Raw genomic sequence first — 23,918 nt, 5'->3', positions numbered from 1 at the left:
ACGGCCTCAACCTTCAACGTTGGGCGGCCAGTTGTTGGTATTGATCTCGGAGCTGTACTTGAGGAAGGCAACCAGATCGTCCAGCTCGCCATCGGTCAGATGGAATTGCGGCATCTGACGACGGCCCGGCGCGCCGGTCGGCTGGCCCTTGATCCAGGCCTTGATGAACTCCGGCCCGCGGCGCTTGTAGACATTGCCCAACTCCGGCGCGAAGTAAGCTCCCTCGCCCAGCAGGGTGTGACAGCCGATACAGTTGCGGGTCTCCCAGATGTTCTTGCCGCGCGCCACCTGCTCGGTCAGGTTGGCGCGGTTGTCGCGCTTGGGCAGCGCCTGGGTGGTATCGACGGTCAATGCGATGAACAACAGAAAGAAAAACACCGCCCCACCATAAAAAATATTGCGGGCGGTCGACTTGGTGAAGCTGGCGCTCATACGGCCTCCTATCACGAATCACCGGAAACACCCGGTGCCTGAACGAAACTGTATAGGCGATACATGTTTAAGGAATTGATGCGCATCAACGATTTCCAGACCGCGCCGTTCCTACACTTGCGCCATTGTCATCACCTTGTGCAGGAGTCCAGCATGAACCCTCCCGATCCGCTCCCCCTCCTGACGCTCCCCGGAACGCCGCCTGCCGTTTCCCCGAATGACGACTTCCCGCCCGGCTCGGTCTGTCTGGTGGGGGCCGGCCCCGGCGACCCGGAACTGCTCACGGTGAAAGGGCTCGCCCGCTTGCAGCGCGCCGAGGTGGTGCTGTACGACCACCTGGTCGACGCGGCGGTCATCGCGCTGGTCCCGCCCACGGCCTGGCGCATCGACGTCGGCAAGGAGGCCAGCCGCCACACCCTGCCGCAGGACGAGATCAATGCGCTGCTGGTGCGCGAGGCCAGGCAGGGACGGCGCGTGGTCCGGCTCAAGGGCGGCGATCCGTTCCTGTTCGGCCGGGGCGGCGAAGAAATCCAGGCCCTGGCCGCCGCCGGCATCCGCTGTGAAGTGATCCCCGGCATCACCGCCGCCTGTGGCGCCGCGGCGATGGGACTGATGCCGCTCACCCACCGCGACTACGCCCAGGGCGTGAGCCTCGTCACCGGTCACCGCCGCGAGGGGGAAGACGAGCTGGAGTGGGCGCGCCACACCGGCGCGGAAGAGACCGTGGTGGTGTATATGGGGCTTTCCGAGGCGGAACGCATCTGCGCCGAGCTGATGCGCCACGGCCGCCCCGGCAACACGCCGGCAGCGGTGGTCGAGCGCGCCACCACGCCCCAGCAGCGCATCGTCAGCGCCGATCTCGCCACCCTGCCCGAGCGCATCGCGGCAGCCGGGATACGGCCACCGGCCCTGCTGATCATCGGCGACGTGGTGCGGTTGCATCAGGAACTCCTGACACCCGGCACCGCGCTGAGGCACGCCGACCCCGCCGTGGCGTGACCGCAAGAGGGGGCCGATGGAGTGTTGCATCGGCCCTACACCGCCTCCGGACAGGGTCGCCGGGGCGCGTACGGCACGCCGCCGCCCGGCAGCTCAGCAGCCGACCACTTTCGTCACCGATCCGACTATTCCCCCCGCCGCCGGGCCGCGCCGGCCCATTGGCGCCCCGCCAGGCGTCTTTTTGTGCATTGCCACAATCGGCAAGGCGCGACGAATCACGTTGACAGCCTGCGGCGGCATCTCTAGATTCGGCACCAGCCGCGTCAAACATTGCGGGAGAGACCACCTTGAGCGGTGGCGCCGAAGGGGTATCGCCCCAGAAACTCTCAGGCAAAAGAACCGCAATGTCGTTCGGCTCTCTGGAGAGAAGGCCCGTGAGGCCTCGCCGAAGGAAGCATGGCCGGGCGCCCGTCGCCCGCCTCAATCTCTCAGGCAAAAGGACAGAGGGGGCGTCATCTGACCTGTGTCGGATGGGGACCCGCGTCCGTGCCCTGCGCCTGCCGTTCATCCCCTTCCCTGCCCTCTGCGGGCCGCAGGTCGACTCTATCGACCGGGTACGCGGCGGCCGCCATTGGCCGCCGGCCCTGCAACAACTAAGGACACACCATGTTTACCCAGGATATGCAGATTGCCGGCTTCGACGACGCCCTGTGGAACGCGCTGGAGGCCGAGCGCCAGCGCCAGGAAGATCACATCGAGCTGATCGCCTCCGAAAACTACACCAGCCCACGCGTGATGCAGGCTCAGGGTTCGCAACTCACCAACAAATACGCCGAAGGCTACCCCGGCAAGCGCTACTACGGCGGCTGCGAGCACGTCGACGTGGTCGAGCAGCTCGCCATCGACCGTGCCAAGCAACTGTTCGGCGCCGACTACGCCAACGTGCAGCCGCACTCCGGCAGCCAGGCCAACGCCGCGGTCTACATGGCGCTGCTGGAGCCGCACGACACCGTGCTCGGCATGAGCCTGGCGCACGGCGGCCACCTCACCCACGGCGCCAAGGTCAACTTCTCCGGCAAGATCTACAACTCGGTGCAATACGGCCTCAACCCGGAAACCGGCGAGATCGACTACGACGAAGTGGCGCGCCTGGCCCAGGAGCACAAGCCGAAGATGATCGTGGCCGGCTTCTCCGCCTACTCCCTGGTGCTCGACTTCGCCCGCTTCCGCGAGATCGCCGATAGCGTCGGCGCCTACCTGTTCGTCGACATGGCCCACGTGGCGGGCCTGGTTGCCGCCGGCCTGTACCCGAACCCGGTGCCGTTCGCCGACGTTGTCACCACCACCACCCACAAGACCCTGCGCGGCCCGCGCGGCGGCCTGATCCTGTGCAAGAGCAACCCGGAACTGGAGAAGAAGTTCAGCTCGCTGGTCTTCCCCGGCATTCAGGGCGGCCCGCTGATGCACGTCATCGCCGCCAAGGCGGTGGCCTTCCTCGAGGCGCAGCAGCCGGAGTTCAAGGCCTACCAACAGCAGGTCATCGCCAACGCCCGCGCCATGGTCAAGGTGTTCCAGAACCGCGGTTACAGCGTGGTGTCCAACAAGACGGACGATCACCTGTTCCTGCTGTCGCTGATCAACCAGGGCCTGACTGGCAAGGCAGCCGACGCGGCGCTGGGTGCGGCGCACATCACCGTGAACAAGAACGCCGTGCCGAACGACCCGCAAAGCCCGTTCGTCACCAGCGGCATCCGCATCGGCACCCCGGCCGTGACCACCCGCGGCTTCAAGGAAGCCGAGGTGGAACGCGTGGCCGGCTGGATCTGCGACATTCTCGATGACATCGAGAACCCGGCGGTGATCGAGCGCGTGCGCCACCAAGTGGCCGAGCTGTGCGCGGCCTTCCCGGTGTACCGCGGTTAATCCTGACTCACGATCCGTCGCGAGCGGCTCGTAGGATGGGTTGAGTTTGTAGGATGGGTGGAGCACAGCGAAACCCATCATCAAAAGGCCCCGCTCGGACCGTACGGCAGGATCGTGACCAGGAGAGAAGTTTCGCCCCGGCCGGAAACGGCCGGGGATCGTCTCCCGAATTCATCAGGCACCCCGCCGCATGGGGTGCCATAGCAAGAGAAGCAACCATGGCAATCAGCGTCTTTGACCTGTTCAAGATCGGCATCGGCCCGTCCAGTTCGCACACGGTGGGGCCGATGCGCGCCGCGCGCCAGTTCGTCGCCCGGCTGGAGAAAGACGGCCTGCTGGAGCGAGTGGCCAGCGTGCGCAGCGAACTGTTCGGCTCGCTCGGCGCCACCGGCAAGGGCCACGGTTCGGACGTGGCGGTGCTGCTCGGTCTACAGGGCGAGCTGCCGGACGAGGTCGACACCGACGCCGTGCCGGCCATGGTCGCGGCGATCCGCGCCAACAAGCGGCTGTCGCTGCTCGGCCGGCACGAAGTGGTGTTCAGCGAACCGGAACACCTGGTGCTGCACAAGCGCAAGTCGCTGCCCTTCCACCCCAATGGCATGACCTTCGAGGCGCGTGACGACGCCGGCAACGTGCTCGACAAGCGCGCCTACTACTCGGTGGGCGGTGGTTTCGTCGTGGACGAAGCGGCGGTGGAAGCCGGTTTTGTCCCGCCCGGAGCGACCGAGCTGCGCCACCCGTTCAAGAACGCCGCCGAGCTGTTGGCGCTGTGCAAGGAGCACAACAAGCCGATCAGCCAGATCATGCTGGAGAACGAACTGGCGTGGCGCAGCGAGGAGGAAGTGCGTGCCGGCCTGCTCAACATCTGGCACGTGATGCAGGCGTGCGTGAAGCGCGGCTGTGCACACGAGGGCATCCTGCCCGGCGGCATGAAGGTGAAACGCCGCGCCGCCGACATGTACCGCAAGCTGCTGGCCGCACCCGAAGCCAGCCTGCGCGACCCGCTGACGGTGATGGACTGGGTCAACCTCTACGCCCTGGCGGTGAACGAAGAAAACGCCGGCGGCGGCCGCGTGGTGACCGCACCGACCAACGGCGCGGCCGGCATCGTGCCGGCGGTGCTGCACTACTACTCCCGCTTCGTGCCCGGCGCCAACGAAGACGGCATCGTGCGCTTCCTGCTCACCGCCGGCGCCATCGGCATCCTGTTCAAGCTCAACGCCTCGATCTCGGGTGCCGAAGTCGGCTGCCAGGGCGAGGTCGGCTCGGCCTGTTCGATGGCAGCAGGTGGCCTGGCCGAAGTGATGGGCGGCACGCCGGAACAGGTGGAGAACGCCGCCGAGATCGCCATGGAGCACAACCTCGGCCTCACCTGCGACCCGGTGGGCGGCTTGGTACAAGTGCCCTGCATCGAACGCAACGCCATGGCCTCGGTCAAGGCGATCAACGCCGTGCGCATGGCGCTGCGCGGCGACGGCCAGCACTTCGTCTCGCTCGACCGCGTGATCAAGACCATGCGCGACACCGGCCGCGACATGAGCACCAAGTACAAGGAAACCGCACGTGGCGGTCTGGCCGTCAACATCGTCGAGGTGCCGGTCAACATTGTGGAATGCTGACCGGCGAGCGCCCGCCTCGACTCTATATCCTCTGACGTCCCTGTGCCCCCGCTTGCGGGGGTCTTTTTTTGTTCATCTCATCGATCAATACAGCAGGTAGGACGCCCGCCGCTCGCGGAAACGCTGCAGCGCAGGCAGCCAGTCCGCAGCGATGCGGCGCGGGACCTTCCCCCGCGCCAAGTCGCCCAGGATTTCGCGCACGTCGGGCGTGTTGGTTGGGGGCGCAAGGTGCAATTGCTCCGGATAGAGCCGCTGCAAGGCACCGAGGAGCTCCACGCCCAGCAGGGGCGCGCGCAGAGCCTGGCGGTCGGTCAGGATGAGGCGCACGCCCTGGCAGCGCTCGCCACGGTAGGGATTCTCGTCCGGCACGAACTCGGCCGGTTCGAAGCGCACGCCGGGAATGGCGCGGGTGTTCAGGTAAGCGGCCAACGCCGGCCCATCGATCCACGGCGCGCCAAGCCATTCGAACGGCCGGACCGTGCCGCGCCCCACGCTGACATTGGCCCCCTCGACCAGGGCAATACCGGGATAGAGCCGCACCTGGGTCAGCGTGCGCCAGTTGGGCGACGGCGGCTGCCAGGAAAGCCCAGTCTCTTCGAATCTCATGCCCCGTCGGTAACCCCGCATGGCGATCACCGTCAGATCGGTTCCCAGTCGCTTTTCGGCGTTGAACAGGCGCGCTAGTTCGCCCAGGGTCATGCCGTGCTGAAGCGGCAGGGGGACGGTGCCGGTGGCCGCGGTTGGGTCCTCGTCGGATAGCGGACCGTCGACGCGCTCGGCCCCCAGCGGATTGGGCCGGTCCAGTATGAACACGGGGAGGCCCCGAGCAGCGGCCTCGGCCATGATGTCCGGCAAGGCCTGAGTGGAGGGATACGGCCGCACGCCGGCATCCTGGATATCGACCACCAGCGCGTCGAGCCCCGCCAGCAGGGCGGCCGGCGGACGCCGAGCCGCGCCGTACAGCCGATACCAGGGCAAACCGGAGAACGGTTCGGCCTCCATCACCACCTTCCCGGCCCCGTCGCTGTCCGCCCCCTGCTCCGGGCTGAATATCGCTCCCAGCCTGCCCCCGGGCGCCCAGCGCAGGCGGTCGATGGTGCGCCAGCCACGCGCATCCACCCCGCTCGGGTTGGTGATCAGACCGACACGCAAGCCTGTCAGCGGGGCAAACGCCTGCCGCTCCAGCACATCGATACCGGTGTCGACCTGGGGGCGGCCCTCTGGCAGACTCGCCGGCTGCGGCAACAGGGCGGCGGCCAGCACCGGGTCGGCGGCGATGGCGGCGGGCGTCCTCGGCGGCTCGAGGCTCGCCAGCAATGCCAGCAACTGCCGGCGCAGCGGCTGGGCATCGCCGCTGCCTGCCAGATAGACGCGGTTGCTGAGCACGATCAGGAAGCGTTGCGTGACGCGGTCGATCCACAGGCCGGTACCCGCGAAGCCGGTGTGTCCGATCATGCCGACCGGAGGCAAGACGTCGCGGTTGGCGACCAGCGGCGCATCCAGCGCCCAGCCGGCCCCGCGCCAGCCCGGTGCCCCGGTCGGCGATTGCGGCTGGAACAGTAGTGCCACGCTCTGCGGCTGCAAAATCTGCTGCAGTCCCTGACGACCCTCGTTGAGCAGCATCTGGGCAAACAAGGCCAGGTCATCGGCGCTGGAGAACAGTCCGGCATGGCCGGATACCCCGCCCATCAGCGCCGCCGCCGGGTCGTGCACCTGTCCGCGCGGCAGATTGACTGACGTTGGCGCGATGCGGGCAGCCCGGCTCTCGGGCGGCAGAAAGCCGCTGTCGTGCATGCCGAGCGGCTGGAAGATATGGCGCTGGCAGTAGACTTCCAGCGGTTCGCCGCTGACGCGCTCCACCAGCACGCCGAGCACCTCGAAATTGATGTCGCTGTAGAGCACCTGCCGCCCCGGCTCGGCCACCGGGCGGACGGCGAGAATGCGGCGCAGCATCTCCTCGCGGTCCACACCGCTGCCGCCCAGATCCAGCCCGACCGGCAGACCGGAGCTATGCGCCAGCAACTGCCGCACCGTGATGTCCCCCTTGCCCTCTCCGGCAAATTCCGGCCAGTAGCGCGCCGCCGACTGATCCAGCGTCAGCTGGTGCCGCTCCGCCAGCTGCAGCACAGCCGTGGTGGTGGCGACGGCCTTGGTCAGCGAGGCGAGGTCGAAAATGGTGTCTTCGGTCATGCGCTCGCTGGGCGGGCCGCGCGTGCCGAACGCCTGCCGGTAGAGCACGCCGCGGGCATCGCCGACGATGACGACGGCCCCCGGCATGCGCTCGGCCTGAATCTGGGCACGCACTGCCGCCTCCAGCGGCTCCCACGATGGCGGCGTCGCGCCGAGCAAAGTGGTGGGCAGCAAGGCCAGCAGACACCATGCAAGCCATTTCACGACGGCTCCCCTTCACTGACCGGGAGGATTGGGCTTGTTCTTTGTCATGGCGTTGCCACCAAGCGGGAAGTACAAGTCATCGAATCGGATGTCGAGAAGCTCATAGGGCAAGAAGCCGAACAAGCATCTCTTTGTATATACAGTACAGCAGGATACTCTCCGATAGCGTGGCTCCCTTATTGGGCAGGGCAAAACAACAAGGCCCACGCCGTTGCCAGCGGGGGCCTTGTTGTTTCGTGCCCGGAACCGTCCCGAGGGCACTGTGCCAGAGAGGCGCTTACTTCGCCAAGTACTGGCTGACCTTGGCCAGGCCATCCTTGCCGTCGAAGGTGGTCACGCCGGCCAGCCAGCTCTTCAGAACGGCCGGGTTCTTCTTCAGATATTCGCGTGCCGCCTGTTCCGGCTTGACCTTGTTCATGATCGGCCCCATCACGCGGTTTTCCATGTCGGTGGTGAACTGCAGGTTGGTCAGGAAGCGCGCCACGTTCGGACAGCGGGCCTGGTAGTCGGTCGCCAGACCGGTGTACACCTTGGCTTCGCCGAAATTCGGGCCGAACACGTCGTCACCGCCGGCAAGGTAGTTCATCTTGAACTTGACGTTCATCGGGTGCGGTTCCCAGCCCAGGAACACCACCCACTTCTTCTGGCGGATGGCGCGCTCGACTTCGGCCATCATGCCGGCTTCGCTCGACTCGACCAGCTTGAACCCGGTGAGCCCGAACTGGTTCTTCTTGATCATGTCGTCGATCAGCTTGTTGCCGTCGTTGCCCGGCTCGATACCGTAGATCTTGCCGTCCAGCTTGTCCTTGAACTTGGCGATGTCGGCGAAGTTCTTCAGGCCGCCGGCCGCGACGTAGTCGGGCACCGCCAGGGTGTACTTGGCGCCGACCAGGTTGGGCTTGTCCAGCACCTTGATCTGACCCGCCTTGACGAAGGGCTCGATCATCGGGGTCATGCTGGGGTTCCAGTAGCCGAGGAAAGCGTCGATCTGCTTGTTCTTGATGCCGGCAAAGGTGATCGGCACCGAAGCGATGGTGGTGACCGGCTTGTAGCCCAGGCCTTCCAGCACCACGCTGGCCATGCCGGTGGTGGCGGCGATATCGGTCCAGCCGACGTCGGCAAAACGCACCTTCTGGCATTGAGCCGGCTCGTTCGCCATCGCCATAGTGGTGAACGCACCCAGTACGAGCGCTCCTGCAATCTTGTACAGCTTCATGACTCACCTCTCCGATGCAATTTATAAGGATTTGCCGGCGCAGCGCGCCGTGTTCAGACCGCCAACAAATATTGCGGGCTGGTAGCAGATTGCCATGTTGGCACCGGGTAACTTGCCTGATGGCGACCGCGACTTGCTGCCAGGCGTCGCCCAAAGGACGACGGCCCCGGCCAAGGAAGATTCCTCGGTCGGGGCCGCCCGTCGCCCGTCTCACATGATGGCGGCTTCGAGCTGCACCTGCTGACGCTCGCGGCTCGGCGGATAGCCGAACAGGTTGCGGTAGGACTTGGAGAAATGCGACGAGGACAGGAAGCCGGTGGCGACGGTGACCTCCATCACGCTCATATTGGTCTGCAGCAAGAGCTCGCGCGCCCGGCGCAGGCGCAGGTCGAGATAGTACTGCGCCGGCGTGCTGCCCAAATATCGCTTGAACAGGCGCTCGAGGTGGCGCAGCGACACGCCCAGTTCGGCAGCCAGTTCGTCGAGCGAGCGCGGGTTCTCGATGTTCATTTCCATGGCCAGCGCGGCGTCGATCAGCGATTCGTGACCGGTGCCGACGCGCGCCAGCAAGGGGATGTGCTGGTGGTCGTGCTGGTCGCGGATGCGATCGACGATGAACTGCTCCGACACGTCCGCCGCCAGCCCCTTGCCGCCCTTGTGGCGGATCAGGTTGCACATCAGGTCGAGCGGCGCCGTGCCGCCACTACAGGTGAAGCGGTCGCGGTCGATCACGAACAGTTCGCTGGAGAACATGATCTTGGGGAATTCCTCGCGGATGGCCGAGAGGTTTTCCCAGTGGATGCTGCTGCGGTAGCCGTTGAGCACGCCGGCCTTGGCCAGCGCGAAGGAGCCGGTACAGACCGCACCCAGCGGCACGTCGGCGGCGGCGAAACGGCGGATCACCGACAACACCTGGTCGGTCACCGCTTCGCGCACCTGGATACCGCCGCAGACGATCAAGAGGTCGTACTCGGACGGATCGGCCGGCGCGGTGATCGGCGCCATCGACAGGCCGTTGCTGGCGGCCACCGGCTGGCCGTCACAGGACAGCACCGACCAGCGGTAGAGCTTCTTGCGCGACAGGTGGTTGGCCATGCGCAGCGGCTCGACCGCGTTGGTGAAGGCGATCATGGAGAAGTTGGGCAACATCAGGAAACCGATATGCGCCAGCGAACCGAGTTGTTGCGGGCTCATGGTGACCTCCTACGATTTGTGAGTGTGCGGACAAAGGGGGGCGCCTCGTATCGGGCGCTAATCATTTATGTTTTGTAACAGCAAGAAACGGACCAGCCCCGTCTCCCGGCTTGGCCGGCAGACGGGGCGTGCGGCCTTTAGTGGGCCTGGCCCTGGCGCGCTGCCTGGCCGCGGCCGAAGCTTTCGGTCAGACGGTCGAGAATGATGGCCAGCAGCACCACGGCGAGCCCGCTCTCGAAACCGAGACCGACGTCGAGGCGCTGGATGCTCGACAGCACGTCGTTACCCAGGCCGCCCGCGCCGACCATCGAGGCGATGATCACCATCGACAGCGCCATCATGATGGTCTGGTTGACACCGGCCATGATCGCCGGCAGCGCGATCGGCAGCTGCACCTTGAACAAGAGCTGGGTCGGGGTACAGCCAAAAGCGTGGCCGGCTTCAACCTGTTCCTTGTTGACCTGACGGATGCCGAGGCTGGTCAGGCGCACCGCCGGCGGCACAGCGAACACCACGGTGGCGAGAATGCCGGGCACGCGGCCCAGGCCGAAGAACATCGCTGCCGGGATCAGGTAGACGAAGGCCGGCATGGTCTGCATGAAGTCGAGCACTGGGCGCACAAGGGTGTTGACGCGCTTGCTGCGTGCACACCAGATGCCGGTCGGAATGCCGACCAAGAGGCTGATCAACGTGGCCGATAGGGTCAGCGCCAGCGTGGCCACGGTCTGCGGCCAGAAGCCGGTGCCGAAGATCAGCGCGAAGGCGGCCAGTACGAAGCCGGCGAAGCGCCAGCCCAGGCGCCACACGCCGAGGCCGACGAAGAAGCCCATGATCAGCCAGGGCGGCAGCGACAACAGCGCCACCTCGACCGATTCGGCGAACAGGTCGACCCCGCGGCCGAAGGCATCGAAGGCGCCGGCGTTGTTGTCGAGCAGGAAATGGATGAACTGGTTGACCCATTCGCCAATGGGCAGGAAATCGTGCGGATTGCTGATAAGGCGTTGCAGGAAGTCGGACATGGCAGGAGGCTCCATTCAGGGACGCGCCGTGGGCGCCGTCCACAAGATTTGTTCGGGACGGCGGTCAGTGCACGGCGCCTTGCAGGCGGTGTGCGGACAGTTTGGAGAGCACGCTGGTGGCGGTGATCACACCGAGGTAGCGACCGTCGCCATCGGCCACCGGCAGCGGCTCGCTCTGGCCCAGCAGGCGCTGCAGCACGTCCGGCAGACAGGAGGCCGGCGCCACCGGCGAGACCGGCACGCAACGCTCGCTCGGGATGCAGCCTTCGCTGCGCAGCGTTTCGCGCCCGACCAGACCCAGCAGCTTGTGGTCCTTGGAGACGCAGGCCACCCAGCTGTGCTTGTCGAGCAAAGCGTGGTCGGCCGGATGGCCGTTCACCACCAGCCCGGCGGCGCTCGGGTCGATCAGGTCCTTGGCCTGCAGGTAGCGCGAGGTATCCACGCTCTTGAAGAACTCGCGCACGTAGTCGTCGGCCGGGTTCTCGATGATCTCTTGCGGCGTTCCCACCTGCACCAGGCGGCCGCCTTCCATAATGGCGATGCGGCTGCCGATGCGCAGCGCTTCTTCCAGGTCATGCGAGACGAAGAAGATGGTGCGGCGCTGGCCGCGCTGCAGGTCGAGCAGGATGTCCTGCATTTCGGCGCGCTTGAGCGGGTCGAGCGCCGAGAAGGCTTCGTCCATCAGCATCAGCGACGGGTTGACCGCCAGCGCGCGCACCAGGCCGACGCGCTGCTGCATACCGCCGGACAGCTCGTGCGGGGACTTGCGGGCGAACGGCGCCAGGCCGACCTGCTCCAGCACCTTCATCGCGCGCGCCTCGCGCTCCTTGCGGCCGACACCGGCGATTTCCAGGCCGAAGGCGGCGTTCTCCAGCACCGAGCGATGCGGCATCAGGGCGAAGCTCTGGAACACCATGCTCATGTCGCGGCGGCGCAACGCCACCAGTTCAGGCTGCGACAGCCGGGTGATATCCTGACCGTCGAGCAGGATGCGCCCGTCGGTCGGGTCCATCAGGCGGTTGATCAGACGGATCAGCGAGGACTTGCCTGAACCCGACAAACCCATCAGCACGAAAATCTCGCCTTCGTCCACCGAGAACGACACGTTGTTGACGCCGACCACTTGGCCGGTTTTGGCAAACACGGTTTCCTTGGTCTCACCCGCCTTAACGAGCCGCATGGCGTCCTGCGGTTTGTCGCCGAATACCTTGTAGAGATTCTCCACAACGATCTTGCCAGACTGCATCGCTTTCTCCTTTGCCTCGGCGTGGCCGATGTACCACCGCGAACACCGTGCCGGCCATCTCCTACACAACGGAGGGAGAGGGCCTGATTCGCCTCAACAGTTGTAATAATTGATCTGTATCAAGGCAAAAGATAGGGGGGTTGCTCTATGAAAACCAACGATTAGCCGACAAGAACATGCTCAGAAACGACATCGGCAATATCGGCACCAGAACGGTAAGCCATTGAGGAAAAAGGGCTGTTCGTGCACCACGAACAGCCCTTTTTCAGTGCATGTGCACTGGCAACAATACAACACTACAACGTCAGAAAAACCGGGGCAATGCCATCAGCAAGTCAATCCCTGGCAATACATGACTATCATCGAGAATTACCTGTCCAGCACCAGCGGCGTCAGCGGGATGCTGCAGCACGGCAGGATCCAGCCCTGATCGATTTCGCGCTGGCGGATGCCTCCGCCGTGCTTCATGTCGACCTTGCCTTCCAGCAGCTTGGTCTTGCAGGTGCCGCATACGCCTTGCGAACACGAGGACGGCAGGCGCAACCCCTGCTTCTGCGCCGCGGCCAGCACGGTCTGACCGGGAGCGGTGGTGACGACGTCGCCCAGCTTGGCGAAGCGCACTTCGAAACCACCCTCGCATCCCGCCGCCTCGGCCTGACACTCGGCCTCCTCGACGACGGAGGACGCCGCCAGCTCGGCGAAATTGAAACTTTCCTCGTGATACAGCGCCATGTCGTAGCCAGCGTCGGTCAATAGCTTGCGCACGGCGGACATGTACGGCGCCGGACCGCAGCAGTAGACGGCACGCTGGCGGAAGTCGGGCACCAGCCGCTCCAGCGCGGCCAGGTCGAGGAATCCTTCCAGGCCGGTCCATTCCGGCTCAGGATGGCGGGTTTGCACGATCGCCGCCTGGCGGAAACCGGGGCGCATGCGCGCGATCTGCGTCAGCTCGTTGCGGAAGATCAGGTCGGCCGGCGAGCGCGCGCTGTGGACGAAGGCGATATCGAGTTGCGGGCCGAGGTCGGCGAGCGCGCGGCTCATCGACATCAGCGGGGTGATGCCACTGCCCGCCGACAGGAACAGGTAAGGCCGGGCCGGCGCGGCGGCGTAACTGAACTCGCCGGACGGCCCGAGCACGCTGACGCGCTGCCCCGGCTGCATGTTGTCGTGCAGCCAGTTGGACACCTGGCCGCCGGGCACGCGCTTGACGGTGATGGTGACCGTGTCGGGGCGCGTCGGCGTGGACGACAGCGTGTAGCAGCGGTTGACGGTTTCGCCGCCGATCTCCAGCTCCAGCGTGATGAACTGGCCCGGCAGGTAGGCGAAGCGGCGCGCCGGCACGGCACGGAAGGTGAAGGTACGCACGTCGTGGGTTTCGTCGTGCACGGCCACGCATTCTAGCGTGTCGTCCACCCCGGGCTGCCAGTACGGCGCCGGTTCGGTGAAGATGGCGGAGTGGATGGGTGCATTCATGATCGTGCCCTGCCTGTGTAAGCCTGCTTCACGTCTTGCCGTCTGGCCCGGGCCGGGGTGGTGCTGCCTTTACCCACCCTGCCCGCTCGCGACAGAGGGTGAACAGGTTCTGAAGACTAGAAAAACGGGCCGGCCGGCGCCGGCCCGGGGATGCGTTTACTCCAGCCCGACGCTCAGGCGGTTGATGTACCACTCGGTGAATTTCTCCACCAGCGTCTCGGTGTACGGCGAGTACGGACCGGGCTGGTAAGCCGAGCTCTTGGCGCCTTTATGGGACTCTTCCACCAGGCGGCGGTCCTGGTCGTTGGTGGCGTTCCACACCGCGGTGAGGTTCTCGACGTCGTAATCGACGCCTTCCACCGCGTCCTTGTGCACCAGCCACTTGGTGCGCACCAGCGTGGTGTCGGCCGTCAGCGGAATCACGCTGAAGGTGACGATGTGGTCGGCCATGAAGTGGTGCCAGGAGTTGGGCTGGGTCCAGAACGACAGGCCGCCGATCGAGGCGTCCTTGAAGTCGGCCAGGAGCTTCTTGCAGGCCGCCTTGGTATCCAGCGTCTGCGACTGGCCGGCGCGGTCGAGCGGCATGCGCATGGTGCGGAAGCCGGTGACGTCGGAGAGGCGCTCGACTTCAGTCGAGGGCAGGCCACAGGATTCCCAGTGCTGATGACGGTCGGCCACCATTTCCTCGTACTGACGCAGCCCCTCGGCGGTTTCGGCCTTGGGCGCGAAGCCATAGCTGTAGGCGAACAGCGAGACGGTCAGTTCAGGGTGGTTGCCGGTGCAGTGGTAGCATTCGCGGTTGTTTTCCAGCGTCAGCTTCCAGTTGCCTTGTTCGATGATGTCGACCTGCACTGCGACCTTGCAGTCGTCGATCTTGTGCGGGGCGATGTACGGGGTCATGGTCTCGGCCATGACGTCGAAGTCTTCCGGCGGATTGTCGGCCAGACAGATGAACAGCATGCCGGCCATGTTGCGCAGGTGCACCGACTTGAGGCTGTGGTGCGACAGGTCGAAGCCTTCCTGCATGTGGTCGGCGAAGATCAGCTTGCCGGTCAGGTCGTAGGTCCACTGGTGGTACGGGCACACCAGGTTGCCGACGGTGCCCTTCTCTTCCGCGCACAGACGCGAGCCGCGGTGACGGCAGACGTTGTGGAAGGCGCGGATTTCGTTGTCGTCGTCACGCACGATCAGGATCGGCTGCGAGCCGATCTGCACGGTCATGTAGTCACCCGGTTCCGGCACGTCGATCGACACACCGACATAGATCCAGTGCTTGCCGAAGATGTGCTCCATGTCGGCATCGAACACCGCCGGCGAGGTGTAGAACGGGGCTTCCAGGCTGTAACCCGGCACACGGCGGGCCACCAGTTCGCGCAGGTTCAGGGTCGGATGAAACGCGATCGTGCTGCTAGTCATGATAAGAGTTCTCCAAAACAACGCGGCTTCTAGTTGGGAAGCCGCCCCCCGGGTGGGGCGGGTGGCGGCAAATTGTTGTCAGAAATCGACGAGCTGATGGTGGCGCAGGTAGTCGAGCAAAACTTGTGCTTTTTCGACAGGATCACCTTGTTTTACGACCAGGCCAGTCGTTTTTCCGTCATCGGCGGCGATCGCGCCCAGCATGCGTTCGTGCCCGCTGGCACGGCTGGCGGCGACCAGCGGACGGGCACGGCGGCCGGCCGGCTCGTAGCGCCACTCGGCAGCCCTGGCGGCCACCGGCGCAAGCCGGCGCACCTTGCCCGCTTCCTTGCGCGCATGGGAATACGGCAGGGCCGGCGTGGCGCGCTCGTGCACCGTGACCACCACCGGCAAGGCGGCGGCGAGCGCGCGGCGCTGCCCCTTGGGCAGGAATTGCTCGATTTCGACCGAACCGCCCTTGATCGCCACCGAGAGCGCGTCGGGCAAGAGCGGCGCTTCCAGCTCCTCGGCCAGTTGGTAGGGCAACAGCGCACTACCCTGCCCGCCGCCGGAGCGGGTGCCGCACAGCACCAGCTCGGCGTCGGCAAGCTGGGCTGCCAGCAGCGGGGCGATGTCCGCGTCCTCGGCGGTGGGCAGCACCGTGACACACGACGCGCCCTGCGCCAGGTAACCGGACAGCGCCTCGTCCGACGCGGCGCCGGCGTAGAGCACGGTGAGCCGCTCGGGCGAGCCGGCGAGCTTGAGGCCCAGCGCCAGCGCGGCGCTGTCGGCGGGATGGGTACACGGGCGGCCACTCACCGGGTGGATGGCCGGGGCCACCAGCACGGCCACTTTCAGCATCGGGGTGCTCATCGGGTGTTCTCCGTCACGGGTCTGGCCGAGCGTTCGGCGGCCAGCAGCTTGTTCAGCGCGGCGATCAGGGCCTGGCAGTCTTCCACCAGGGTGAGGTCGGCGCGTTTGACGATGGGCGCCGAGGCGTCCAGGTTGACGGCGATGACGTGCCGGCATTCCTTGATGCCCTGCAGGTGCTGCACCGCGCCGGAGATGCCGAACGCCAGGTAGGCGCTGGCTTGCACCGTCTTGCCGGTGGCGCCGACCTGCTTGTCGCGGGTGAAGCGCCCGTCGTCCACCGCCACGCGCGAGGCGCCGACCGCCGCGCCCATGGTTTCGGCCAACTGGCACAGCGCCGCGGTGTCCTGCACGCCGTTGCCGGCGGAGACGATCAGGTCGGCCTCCTCCAGCGCGAGCTGCGAGGCCGGGCAGCTGCGGCTGCCCAGGTCGCGGATGCGCTCGGATACCGCTGGCAGTTTGAGATCGGGCATCGCCACGCCGGCACCGCGGAACGGCAGCCTGGCGTCGGCCACCTTGCGTGCCAGCAGCAGCACCGGCGGCACGTCGCGCACGGCGAAGCGCCCGCCCGGCGCCAGCCGGCGCACTTCGCGTCCGGTCACCACCTCGACCACGTCGCTGGCCATGGCCAGGCGCTGGCGGCAGGCGAAGCGGCGCCCCAGGTCGGCATCGGCGCCGCGATCCGGGAAGCACACCTGCTGCGGCATCTCCTGCTTCCACAGCTGGGCGAGCAGCGCGAGCTTGCGCTCCGGGGCATAGCCCGGGTCTTCCACGCACAGCACGCGGTCGGCACCAGTCAGTGCCGCGGCCTCGGCGGCGCTATCACCCTGGGCGCCGAACAATAGCGCCACCACTTCGGTGTCGGCCGTGGCCATGATGGCGGCGGCGGCCAGGGTTTCGCGGGCGGCTTCGTCGAGCGCACCGCGGTCGGTATGGATCACCACCAGCGAGCGCTTGGCGAAGGGGCCGGCGCTGCGCAGCGGTTTTTGCTGGCTGTGAGCGTGGCCGGCCAGCAGCGGTTCGCGGCTGCCGACGCTCTCGCCCAGCACGATGCGCTTGAGTCCGGACGGCCCGATCACATAGGGCCGGCGCGGGTCGATGCGCGGAATGGGTCGATCGTTGTACATGCTTCCTCCCGCTCTCAGTTAGCCAGCCGTGCGGCGACGAGTTCAGCCAGCTCGACCACTTCCGGTCGCGGCCCCACCACGCCTTCGAGCATCGCGGTGCAGTTGGGGCAGGCTACCGCCACTTGTTCGGCGCCGGTGGCGCGGATGTCGTCCATGCGCATGTCGGGGATACGGCGCTCGCCCGGGATGTCGGTGAACGACGCCCCGCCACCCCAGCCGCAGCAGCGGCCCTTGCGTCCGGAACGTTCCATCTCCAATACCTTGATGCCGATACCCTTGAACACGCGGCGCGGCGCATCGGTCTCGCCGTTGTAGCGGCCGAGGTAGCACGGGTCGTGGTAGGTGGTGGCCGGCAGCGGCGCGGCATCGGCCTTGAGCGGTACGGCGCCGCGTTCCAGCAGATCGGCCAGCACCTGGCTGTGATGTTCCACGTCGTAACGCCCACCCAGCACCGGGTACTCGTTCTTCAGGCAATGGAACAGGTGCGGATCGGGAGTGACGATGTGGTTGAAGCGATAGCGCCCCAGCGTATCGATCATCTTGCCCGCGAGCTGCTGGAAGGTCGCCTCGTCACCGAGACGGCGCGCCAGGTCGCCGCAATCCGGCTCGGCCTCGCCCAGTACCGCCACTTTCAGACCGGCGGCCTTGAGCACCTTGACCAGCGAACGCAGTGCGCGCTGATAGCGCATGTCGAAGGCGCCCTCGCCTGCCATCAGCAGCCAGTCGGTATGCTCGCCCGGCAGCAGCACCGGCACGTTGAGGTCGATGGCCCAGTGGTAGCGGGCGGCCAGCGGGTAACCGCCGACGGTATCGGTGTCGCGCAGGTTGGCCAGCGCCTCGCGGCCCTTGCCCGGCACCTCGCCGCGCGTCAGCGTGACGTGACGACGCAGGCTGACCACGGTGTCGACGTGCTCGATCAGCATCGGGCACTCCTCGACGCAGGCGCGGCAGGTGGTGCACGACCACAGCGTTTCCGGATCGAGCAGGCCGCCGACGATGGGCTGATGGGGATCGCCCTGCCGCACCTTGCCTGCCTGGCCCGGGTGCGGGTTGCCGGCGTAGGCCGGGCCGCTGCCGGCGGCCATGCCGGTGACCATGTCCTGGATCAGCTTTTTCGGGTTGAGCGGCTGGCCGGCAGCATAGGCCGGACAGGCGGCTTCGCACTTGCCGCACTGCACGCAGGCATCGAACGACAGCAGGCGGTTCCAGGCGAAATCGGACGGCTTCTCGACACCGAAGTCCTTGGCGGCGAGGTCGAGCGGTTTCAGATCGGTGGAGCGCTTGTCACCGCTGAAGCGGTCCTGGCGCGGGTGGAATGCCAGGTGCAGCAGGCCGGCCACGGCGTGCTTCATCGGCCCGCCGAGCCCGATGCCGAGCGCGAGTTCGGCACCGCCCAGGACGAGGCCAGCGAGCGCCAGCAAGGCCAGGCCTTGCGCCGCGGCGCCGAAGGCATCACCGCTCAGCGCCAGCAGGGCCGCCAGCGCGCTGCCGACGGCGAACGCCAGCAGGCTCTTGGGCAGACGGTTCCACGGTCCTTTGGAGAGCCGTGCCGGCGGCGCCTTGCGGCGGGCGCGCACCATCATCGCACCGGCCAGCATCAGCAGCGCGGCCAACAGCATCAGGCCGTCAAGCGCCGGCAGGTACAGCATCAGGCCGTAGTTGAGTGCGGCTAGTGCCAGCACCGCTATCGCGCCGCCGGCGGCGGCGACGTGGGCACGGGCGATAAAGGGATCACGCGCCACCACGTGGTGCAGATCGACGAAATAGCGCTTGGGGATGGTCATGAGCCAGCCCAGCGCCACGGGGGCGGCGCGCCCCTGCCGCCACAGCGCGGCCCGGCGCACCAGCCCCAGCGACAGCAGCGCCGCGCCCAGCCAGAACAGGCCGGTGAGTGCATAAGCCAGGGTGAATGTCATGTCAGAAGTCCTTCACCAGACGCAGTGCGTCGTAGATCGCACCGTGGATGTTGTGCATGGAGATGCAGTCGCCGACGCGGAACAGCAGGAACTCGCCCTTGGAGAGCGGCTCGGACAGGCACGGCTGCGGCTGGGCCGCGAACAGCGTGTGCACGTCGGTAATGCCCTGGTTCTTGGAGCGTTCCTTGAGCGACCAGTACAGCGTGTCGTTCGGCAGGATGCCGTTCTCGACCACCACCTGATCGACCGCGCGCTCTTCCAGCGCCTCGGTGTACTCGTTGCGCAGCACCGCGATCAGCTTGTCGCCCTCCTGGTAGACCTTGTCCATCCAGTAGTTGGGGGTCGGGATCATGCCCTGCGCGTAGAGACGGCGGTAGAAGATCGGGAAGGTGGTACCGCCGGTGTCGTCGCCCACTTTCACGTCCGGGGTGACGATCTCGACCTGGCTGCCACGGCTCGCCAGGAAGTCGGCCACGCCGAATCCGGCATGGCTGCTGACGGCGTCGTACACCAGCACGTTCTTCTTCGGCTCGACCTTGCCCGAGAGGATGTCCCAGCCGGTCACGGCCAGGCCCTCGGCCACGCCCCAGCCCGGCACCATGCCGCTGTTGGGCACGCCGCCGGTGGCGAGCACCACGATGTCCGGCTGCTCGGCCAGGATCATGTCCTCGTCGGCGGCGGTGCCGAGACGACGGTCGACGCCCAGGCGCTGGGTTTCCATGTCGAGCCAGCGCACGATGCCGGCCATCTGCTCGCGCTGCGGTGCCTTGGCGGCGAGCACGATCTGGCCGCCCACCACGTCGTTCTTCTCGAACAGCACCACGTCGTGGCCGCGCTCGCGGGCAACGCGGGCGGCTTCCAGGCCGGCAGGGCCGGCGCCGACCACCACCACCTTGCGCTTTTTCGGCGCCTTCTCGAAGGTGTGCGGCATGGTCGCCTCGCGGCTGGTGGCGGCGTTCTGGATACAGAGCACGTCCTGGCCGAAGTACTGGCGGTCGATGCAGTAGTTGGCGCCGACACACTGGCGGATCTGGTCTTCCTTGCCGTCACGGATCTTGATCACCAGGTGCGGGTCGGCGATGTGGGCACGCGTCATACCGACCATGTCGACCATGCCATTGGCCAAGATGCGCTCGGCCTGGTTCGGGTCGCGGATGCTCTGCGCGTGCATCACCGGCACCTTCGACACCGACTTGATACCGGCGGCCAGGTGCACGAACGGCTCCGGCGGCAGCGCCATCGGCGGCATGCAGTTGGCCAGCGTGTTGTGGGTGTCGCCGCCGGAACCGACCACCGACAGGTAGTCGATCAGGCCGGTCTCCGACATCGCCTGGGCGATCTCTTTCAGCATGTCGTGGGACAGGCCGTCTTCGTGGAATTCGTCGCCACACATGCGCAGGCCGACGCAGAAGTCGGCACCGACTTCCTCGCGGATCGCCTGGAACACCTCGATGCCGAAGCGCATGCGGTTTTCCAGCGAACCACCGTAGGCGTCGGTGCGGAAGTTGGTGCGCGGACTCCAGAACTGGTCGATCAGGTGCTGGTGCGCGGCCGACACTTCCATGCCGTCGAGGCCCGAGGCCTTGATGCGGCGCGCCGCCTGGGCGAAGTCGGCGATGATGCGCTTGATCTCGTGCTGCTCGATGATCTTGGCGTTGCCGCGGTGCACCGGCTCGCGGATGCCCGACGGGCTGACCAGGTGCGGCCAGTGCTCGCCGTAGTAGCTCGAGCGGCGGCCCATGTGGGTGGCCTGGATCATGATCTTGGCGCCGTGGCGGTGCATGGCTTCGGCCAGGCGCGCCAGCGGGTCGATGATCCTGTCGGTAGACAGGTTGACCGACTTCCACCAGCTTTGCGGGCTGTCAATCGACACCGGGCTCGAACCGCCACAGATGGCGAGACCCAGGCCGCCCTTGGCCTTTTCCTCGTAGTAGCGGATATAGCGCTCGCCCGGCAAACCACCCGGCTCGGCGTACACCTCGGCGTGCGCGGTGCTGACGATGCGGTTGCGGATGGTCAGCTTGTTGAGGGTGATCGGTTCAAACAGATGCGGATAGCGCATGATGCCCCCTTACTTCGGCTCGACGGTGAAAACGCAGTACTCGGCGCCCTGGCCGGCGCACTGGGTTTCGGCACTGATGGTGTGATAGTCGTAGCCCAGCTTCTCGCCCACCCAGTCCATCGCCCCGGCAAACCAGCCGGCGAACATGTAACAGGCCATGCCTTCGCCTTGCGGCGCACCGGCCACGCCCTGCGCCAGCACGAAGCAGGAATGGTCGAGGCGGATCTTGGCGTGGCCGGTGGCAGCGTCGGCCTCGATGAAGGAGAACAGGCCCCAGCCGCGCTGGGACAGGCGGTTGAGGTAATGCTCGAACACGGCCATGCCTTCCAGGCCGTGGGTGCGCGCCTCGCTGTCGCACCAGAAGTAGGCGGAGCGGTAGCCGGCATCGTACAGCGCCTCGGAATAGGTGCCCTTGCCCAGCGCGGCTTCCACCGCCATGTGGTTGTTGACGAAGAAGTGGCGCGGCACATACAGCATCGGCAGGCCGTTGGTGGTCCACACACCGGAATCCGGATCTACGTCGATAGGAACGAGTGGTTGCATCAGAATCTCCTGCACGTTGTCGTGGCACGGCGCACAGGGGGCACGCCGTCAGTCAGGAGAAATGGTGCACGAGGCGGTTTCGACCAACCTCGGCGCTGGCGACCGGTTTTTGCCGCAGACCGACACGGGATGGCGTAAAGTGGCAGCCGCTTCCGGTTGCGGCACCCCAAAAAGAAAAAAGCCCCCGAAGGGGCATCAAAGAGATGGTCTTCACCACCCGGGAACAACTTACAGCCAGCCGGCCACACGCTTGCCGTTGGCTTTCACCCACTTCTCGGCCGCCGCTGCCGGCTTGACGCCGTTCTCGACGTCGAGCATCACTGCCCCGACCTCCTCGGCCTTCCACGAGAACTTCTTCAGGAAGCCGACCACGGCCGGAGCCTTGGCATTCAGGCCCGGGTTGATCACGGTATCGACGTGCTCTTCCTCGCCGTAGACTTTCTTCGGGTCTTCGAGGAAGCGCAGCTTCCACTTGGCGAACATCCAGTGCGGAATCCAGCCGGTCACCGCGATCGGCTTCTTGGCATTGATCGAGCGCGCCAGTTCGGTGGCCATGCCCGGCCCGGAACTGGGCAGCAGCTTGTAATCGAGGCCGTAGTCCTTGATCGCGAGCTCGGTCTTCTTCATCACGCCGGCACCGGCGTCGATGCCGACGATGCGGCCCTGGAAGGCATCCTTGTACTTGTTGAGGTCGGCCAGGCTCTTGGCAGGCACGTACTCGGGCACGATCAGGCCGATCTTGGCGCCGGGGTAGTTGGGGCCGAGGACGGTGACCTTGTCCTTGAGCTGCTGGTAGTAGTCACCGTGCGTCACCGGCAGCCAGGCCGACAGCGTAGCGTCCAGATCGCCGCGCGCCACCCCCTGCCACATGATGCCGGCGGCCACCGGCACCAGTTCCACCGGGTAACCCAGCTTGGTCTTGATGATGTTGGCGGCGACCTGCGTGGTAGCCACGCTGTCGGCCCAGCCTTCGACGTAGCCGATCTTGATCAGCGGCTTGTCGGCAGCCCAACTGGCGGTGGAACAGACCAGGCCGATGGCGGCCAGCAGCTTGACACTGTTGCGAACCTGCTTCATGTCAACTCCTCTACATGGATATAAAGATGGGAATAGTCCCGTTCTGCTGCTTTACGTGCTCGTGCGGGTGGTCCCGCTTATCGTTAGAGTCGTTAACAAAACCCAGCACAGCGGTCTTGGCTTGGCGTGCGGCTACAGCCAGTACAAGCCGTACGGCAAAGCCGAATAACAACGCCAAGAGGGTTTTGTTAGCGACGCTTATTGGATTTCTTCCGGCTTGACCACTAGCCAGTTCTTGTCGGCGGTCACCGCCTGACCCAGCGTCTGCTGACGCTTGGCCGATTCTTCCCACCACGACTGCATGGCCGGCATGTACTTGGCCTTGCGGTTGACCCACACGCGCAGGCCGCCCTTCTCGACGTCGGTGCTGTTGAGCAGCATGTAGCCGTCGGAGATCGGGGTGTCGCCACCCACCAGGATCGGCTTCTTCCACTGGTCGATCCAGCCGATGATGGAGCCCAGCTTGCCCTCGTACCAGGTCATCGGGTTCATCAGGTAGGGGGTCAGTTCCAGGTCGAGGTTGCGGGCCTGGTCGTATTTGCCCTTCTTGATCTGCAGCCGCGAACTGGTCAGCTCGCCGCTCTTCTTGTCCTTGAGCAGCATGTTGACGCCGATGACGTTCTGCGGCTTGACGTTGTAGCCGTACTTGGGGTCGCTCGCGACCATGCGCACCAGCTCCTCGCTGGCGGCCGTCATCACGTAGACGTCGATGCCGTTTTCCTGCAGGCGGTTGTAGAGTTCTTGCATGCCGGTATAGATGCGCGGCCGGTTGACCGTGCCCTCCACTACCTTGTCGCCGCTGTAATACTTGATCGGGATCGGCTTGTCGTAGGCCATCAGCTCGTCGACGTAGCCCTTGAGCTGCTTCAGCGTGAAGCCGGAGAACACCTGCGCCACCCACGGGTAGCACACCAGGTCGTCCACTTCGCAGAGCCGGTAGTAATAACTGTTCAGACTCTCCTTGAAGCCCGGAGTGTCCTTGAACGGCAGCAGCTTGAGCGAGGGGTCAAGCTTTTCTCGCGTGAGCACGCCCTTCATCTCGAGAAAGGGCAGCAGCGACTCTTCCAGGTCGTAGCGATAACTGGTGTTGTCCATGTCGAATACCGCGTAGGCGCCCTTCTGGGCGTTGGCGGCGATCATGGTGTTCAGTTTCTCGGCAACGTCCGCCGGCCAGTGCTTCAGCTCGGTGGCTTGGGCTCCCGCCGTGGCCAGCAGCAAGGACAACGACAATGCAACGCGTTTCAAACGACTCATCCGCTCACTCCTGTGGGTTGGACAAACACTGCTGAAACAACAAAAAACCCCGGCATGCGCCATGGCCTGCCGGGCAACTCACGACTTACTCTCCCTAATACATCACCAACACTTGCAATCGGTTCCCGCCCCATATTGCGCGCATCCGGGTCTCTCCCCGGCCGTCGCCGACAATCCTGATGAATCCCTGATCCTGCGGACGCACCAATCGCGTCGTTA

18 protein-coding genes and 1 riboswitch are annotated in these 23,918 nt (G+C 65.8%); of the genes, 3 read left to right on the top strand and 15 right to left on the bottom strand.

Annotated elements, in window-relative coordinates:
* Nucleotides 1-6: 6 nt before the first annotated feature.
* A complete protein-coding gene (locus PSEMAI1_RS0106615) occupies nucleotides 7-432 on the bottom strand; it encodes a cytochrome c (RefSeq protein ID WP_024302111.1) in 426 nt (141 codons plus the stop codon).
* A gap of 153 nt (nucleotides 433-585) precedes the next feature.
* Here PSEMAI1_RS0106615 and cobA point away from each other — a divergent pair, with 153 nt between their 5' ends.
* From cobA to PSEMAI1_RS0106600, 3 genes are all read left to right on the top strand, one after another.
* Nucleotides 586-1,431: a uroporphyrinogen-III C-methyltransferase gene (gene cobA / locus PSEMAI1_RS0106610; RefSeq protein ID WP_051460259.1), complete on the top strand. Its 846-nt coding sequence runs from the start codon at nucleotides 586-588 to the stop codon at nucleotides 1,429-1,431.
* Between the two features lie 263 nt (nucleotides 1,432-1,694).
* Nucleotides 1,695-1,783: riboswitch (glycine riboswitch) on the top strand.
* A 254-nt stretch (nucleotides 1,784-2,037) separates the two neighbouring features.
* Nucleotides 2,038-3,294: a serine hydroxymethyltransferase gene (glyA, locus tag PSEMAI1_RS0106605; protein ID WP_024302109.1), complete on the top strand. Its 1,257-nt coding sequence runs from the start codon at nucleotides 2,038-2,040 to the stop codon at nucleotides 3,292-3,294.
* A 218-nt stretch (nucleotides 3,295-3,512) separates the two neighbouring features.
* Nucleotides 3,513-4,913, top strand: a complete 1,401-nt coding sequence (locus PSEMAI1_RS0106600) for an L-serine ammonia-lyase (protein ID WP_024302108.1) — start codon at nucleotides 3,513-3,515, stop codon at nucleotides 4,911-4,913.
* A gap of 84 nt (nucleotides 4,914-4,997) precedes the next feature.
* On the opposite strand, the gene PSEMAI1_RS0106595 is transcribed toward PSEMAI1_RS0106600, so the two are convergent.
* From PSEMAI1_RS0106595 to PSEMAI1_RS0106525, 14 genes are all read right to left on the bottom strand, one after another.
* Complete coding sequence (locus tag PSEMAI1_RS0106595) at nucleotides 4,998-7,307, bottom strand: serine hydrolase (protein ID WP_024302107.1); 2,310 nt, start codon at nucleotides 7,305-7,307, stop codon at nucleotides 4,998-5,000.
* A gap of 277 nt (nucleotides 7,308-7,584) precedes the next feature.
* A complete protein-coding gene (locus PSEMAI1_RS0106590; protein ID WP_024302106.1) occupies nucleotides 7,585-8,523 on the bottom strand; it encodes a choline ABC transporter substrate-binding protein in 939 nt (312 codons plus the stop codon).
* Between the two features lie 210 nt (nucleotides 8,524-8,733).
* A complete protein-coding gene (locus PSEMAI1_RS0106585) occupies nucleotides 8,734-9,717 on the bottom strand; it encodes a GlxA family transcriptional regulator (RefSeq protein ID WP_024302105.1) in 984 nt (327 codons plus the stop codon).
* A 137-nt stretch (nucleotides 9,718-9,854) separates the two neighbouring features.
* Complete coding sequence (locus tag PSEMAI1_RS0106580; RefSeq protein ID WP_024302104.1) at nucleotides 9,855-10,736, bottom strand: proline/glycine betaine ABC transporter permease; 882 nt, start codon at nucleotides 10,734-10,736, stop codon at nucleotides 9,855-9,857.
* Nucleotides 10,737-10,800: 64 nt separating this feature from the next.
* A complete protein-coding gene (locus PSEMAI1_RS0106575) occupies nucleotides 10,801-11,982 on the bottom strand; it encodes a glycine betaine/L-proline ABC transporter ATP-binding protein (protein ID WP_024302103.1) in 1,182 nt (393 codons plus the stop codon).
* Nucleotides 11,983-12,351: 369 nt separating this feature from the next.
* Nucleotides 12,352-13,455, bottom strand: coding sequence for a hybrid-cluster NAD(P)-dependent oxidoreductase (locus PSEMAI1_RS0106570; protein WP_024302102.1), 1,104 nt, complete (start codon nucleotides 13,453-13,455; stop codon nucleotides 12,352-12,354).
* A 156-nt stretch (nucleotides 13,456-13,611) separates the two neighbouring features.
* Complete coding sequence (locus PSEMAI1_RS0106565) at nucleotides 13,612-14,871, bottom strand: aromatic ring-hydroxylating dioxygenase subunit alpha (RefSeq protein ID WP_024302101.1); 1,260 nt, start codon at nucleotides 14,869-14,871, stop codon at nucleotides 13,612-13,614.
* A gap of 78 nt (nucleotides 14,872-14,949) precedes the next feature.
* On the bottom strand, nucleotides 14,950-15,723 hold the full coding sequence (locus PSEMAI1_RS0106560; protein ID WP_024302100.1) for an electron transfer flavoprotein subunit beta: 774 nt from the start codon (nucleotides 15,721-15,723) through the stop codon (nucleotides 14,950-14,952).
* Nucleotides 15,720-16,847: an electron transfer flavoprotein subunit alpha/FixB family protein gene (locus tag PSEMAI1_RS0106555; RefSeq protein WP_024302099.1), complete on the bottom strand. Its 1,128-nt coding sequence runs from the start codon at nucleotides 16,845-16,847 to the stop codon at nucleotides 15,720-15,722. Before PSEMAI1_RS0106555 ends, PSEMAI1_RS0106560 begins: the two co-directional genes overlap by 4 nt.
* A gap of 14 nt (nucleotides 16,848-16,861) precedes the next feature.
* Complete coding sequence (locus PSEMAI1_RS0106550) at nucleotides 16,862-18,763, bottom strand: DUF3483 domain-containing protein (protein ID WP_024302098.1); 1,902 nt, start codon at nucleotides 18,761-18,763, stop codon at nucleotides 16,862-16,864.
* 1 nt (nucleotide 18,764) lies between these two features.
* The gene (locus PSEMAI1_RS0106545; protein WP_024302097.1) at nucleotides 18,765-20,825 is read right to left on the bottom strand and encodes an NADH:flavin oxidoreductase; all 2,061 of its coding nucleotides are present in this window, start codon (nucleotides 20,823-20,825) and stop codon (nucleotides 18,765-18,767) included.
* Nucleotides 20,826-20,834: 9 nt separating this feature from the next.
* Nucleotides 20,835-21,368, bottom strand: coding sequence for a DUF5943 domain-containing protein (locus PSEMAI1_RS0106540; RefSeq protein ID WP_024302096.1), 534 nt, complete (start codon nucleotides 21,366-21,368; stop codon nucleotides 20,835-20,837).
* Nucleotides 21,369-21,596: 228 nt separating this feature from the next.
* Nucleotides 21,597-22,445, bottom strand: a complete 849-nt coding sequence (locus PSEMAI1_RS0106535) for a glycine betaine ABC transporter substrate-binding protein (protein WP_024302095.1) — start codon at nucleotides 22,443-22,445, stop codon at nucleotides 21,597-21,599.
* A gap of 198 nt (nucleotides 22,446-22,643) precedes the next feature.
* The gene (locus tag PSEMAI1_RS0106525; protein ID WP_024302094.1) at nucleotides 22,644-23,699 is read right to left on the bottom strand and encodes a phosphorylcholine phosphatase; all 1,056 of its coding nucleotides are present in this window, start codon (nucleotides 23,697-23,699) and stop codon (nucleotides 22,644-22,646) included.
* Nucleotides 23,700-23,918: the final 219 nt, after the last annotated feature.

It is taken from the genome of Pseudogulbenkiania sp. MAI-1, from assembly GCF_000527175.1.
Lineage (GTDB): Bacteria > Pseudomonadota > Gammaproteobacteria > Burkholderiales > Chromobacteriaceae > Pseudogulbenkiania.
This window is presented reverse-complemented; position numbering and strand designations above follow the sequence as displayed.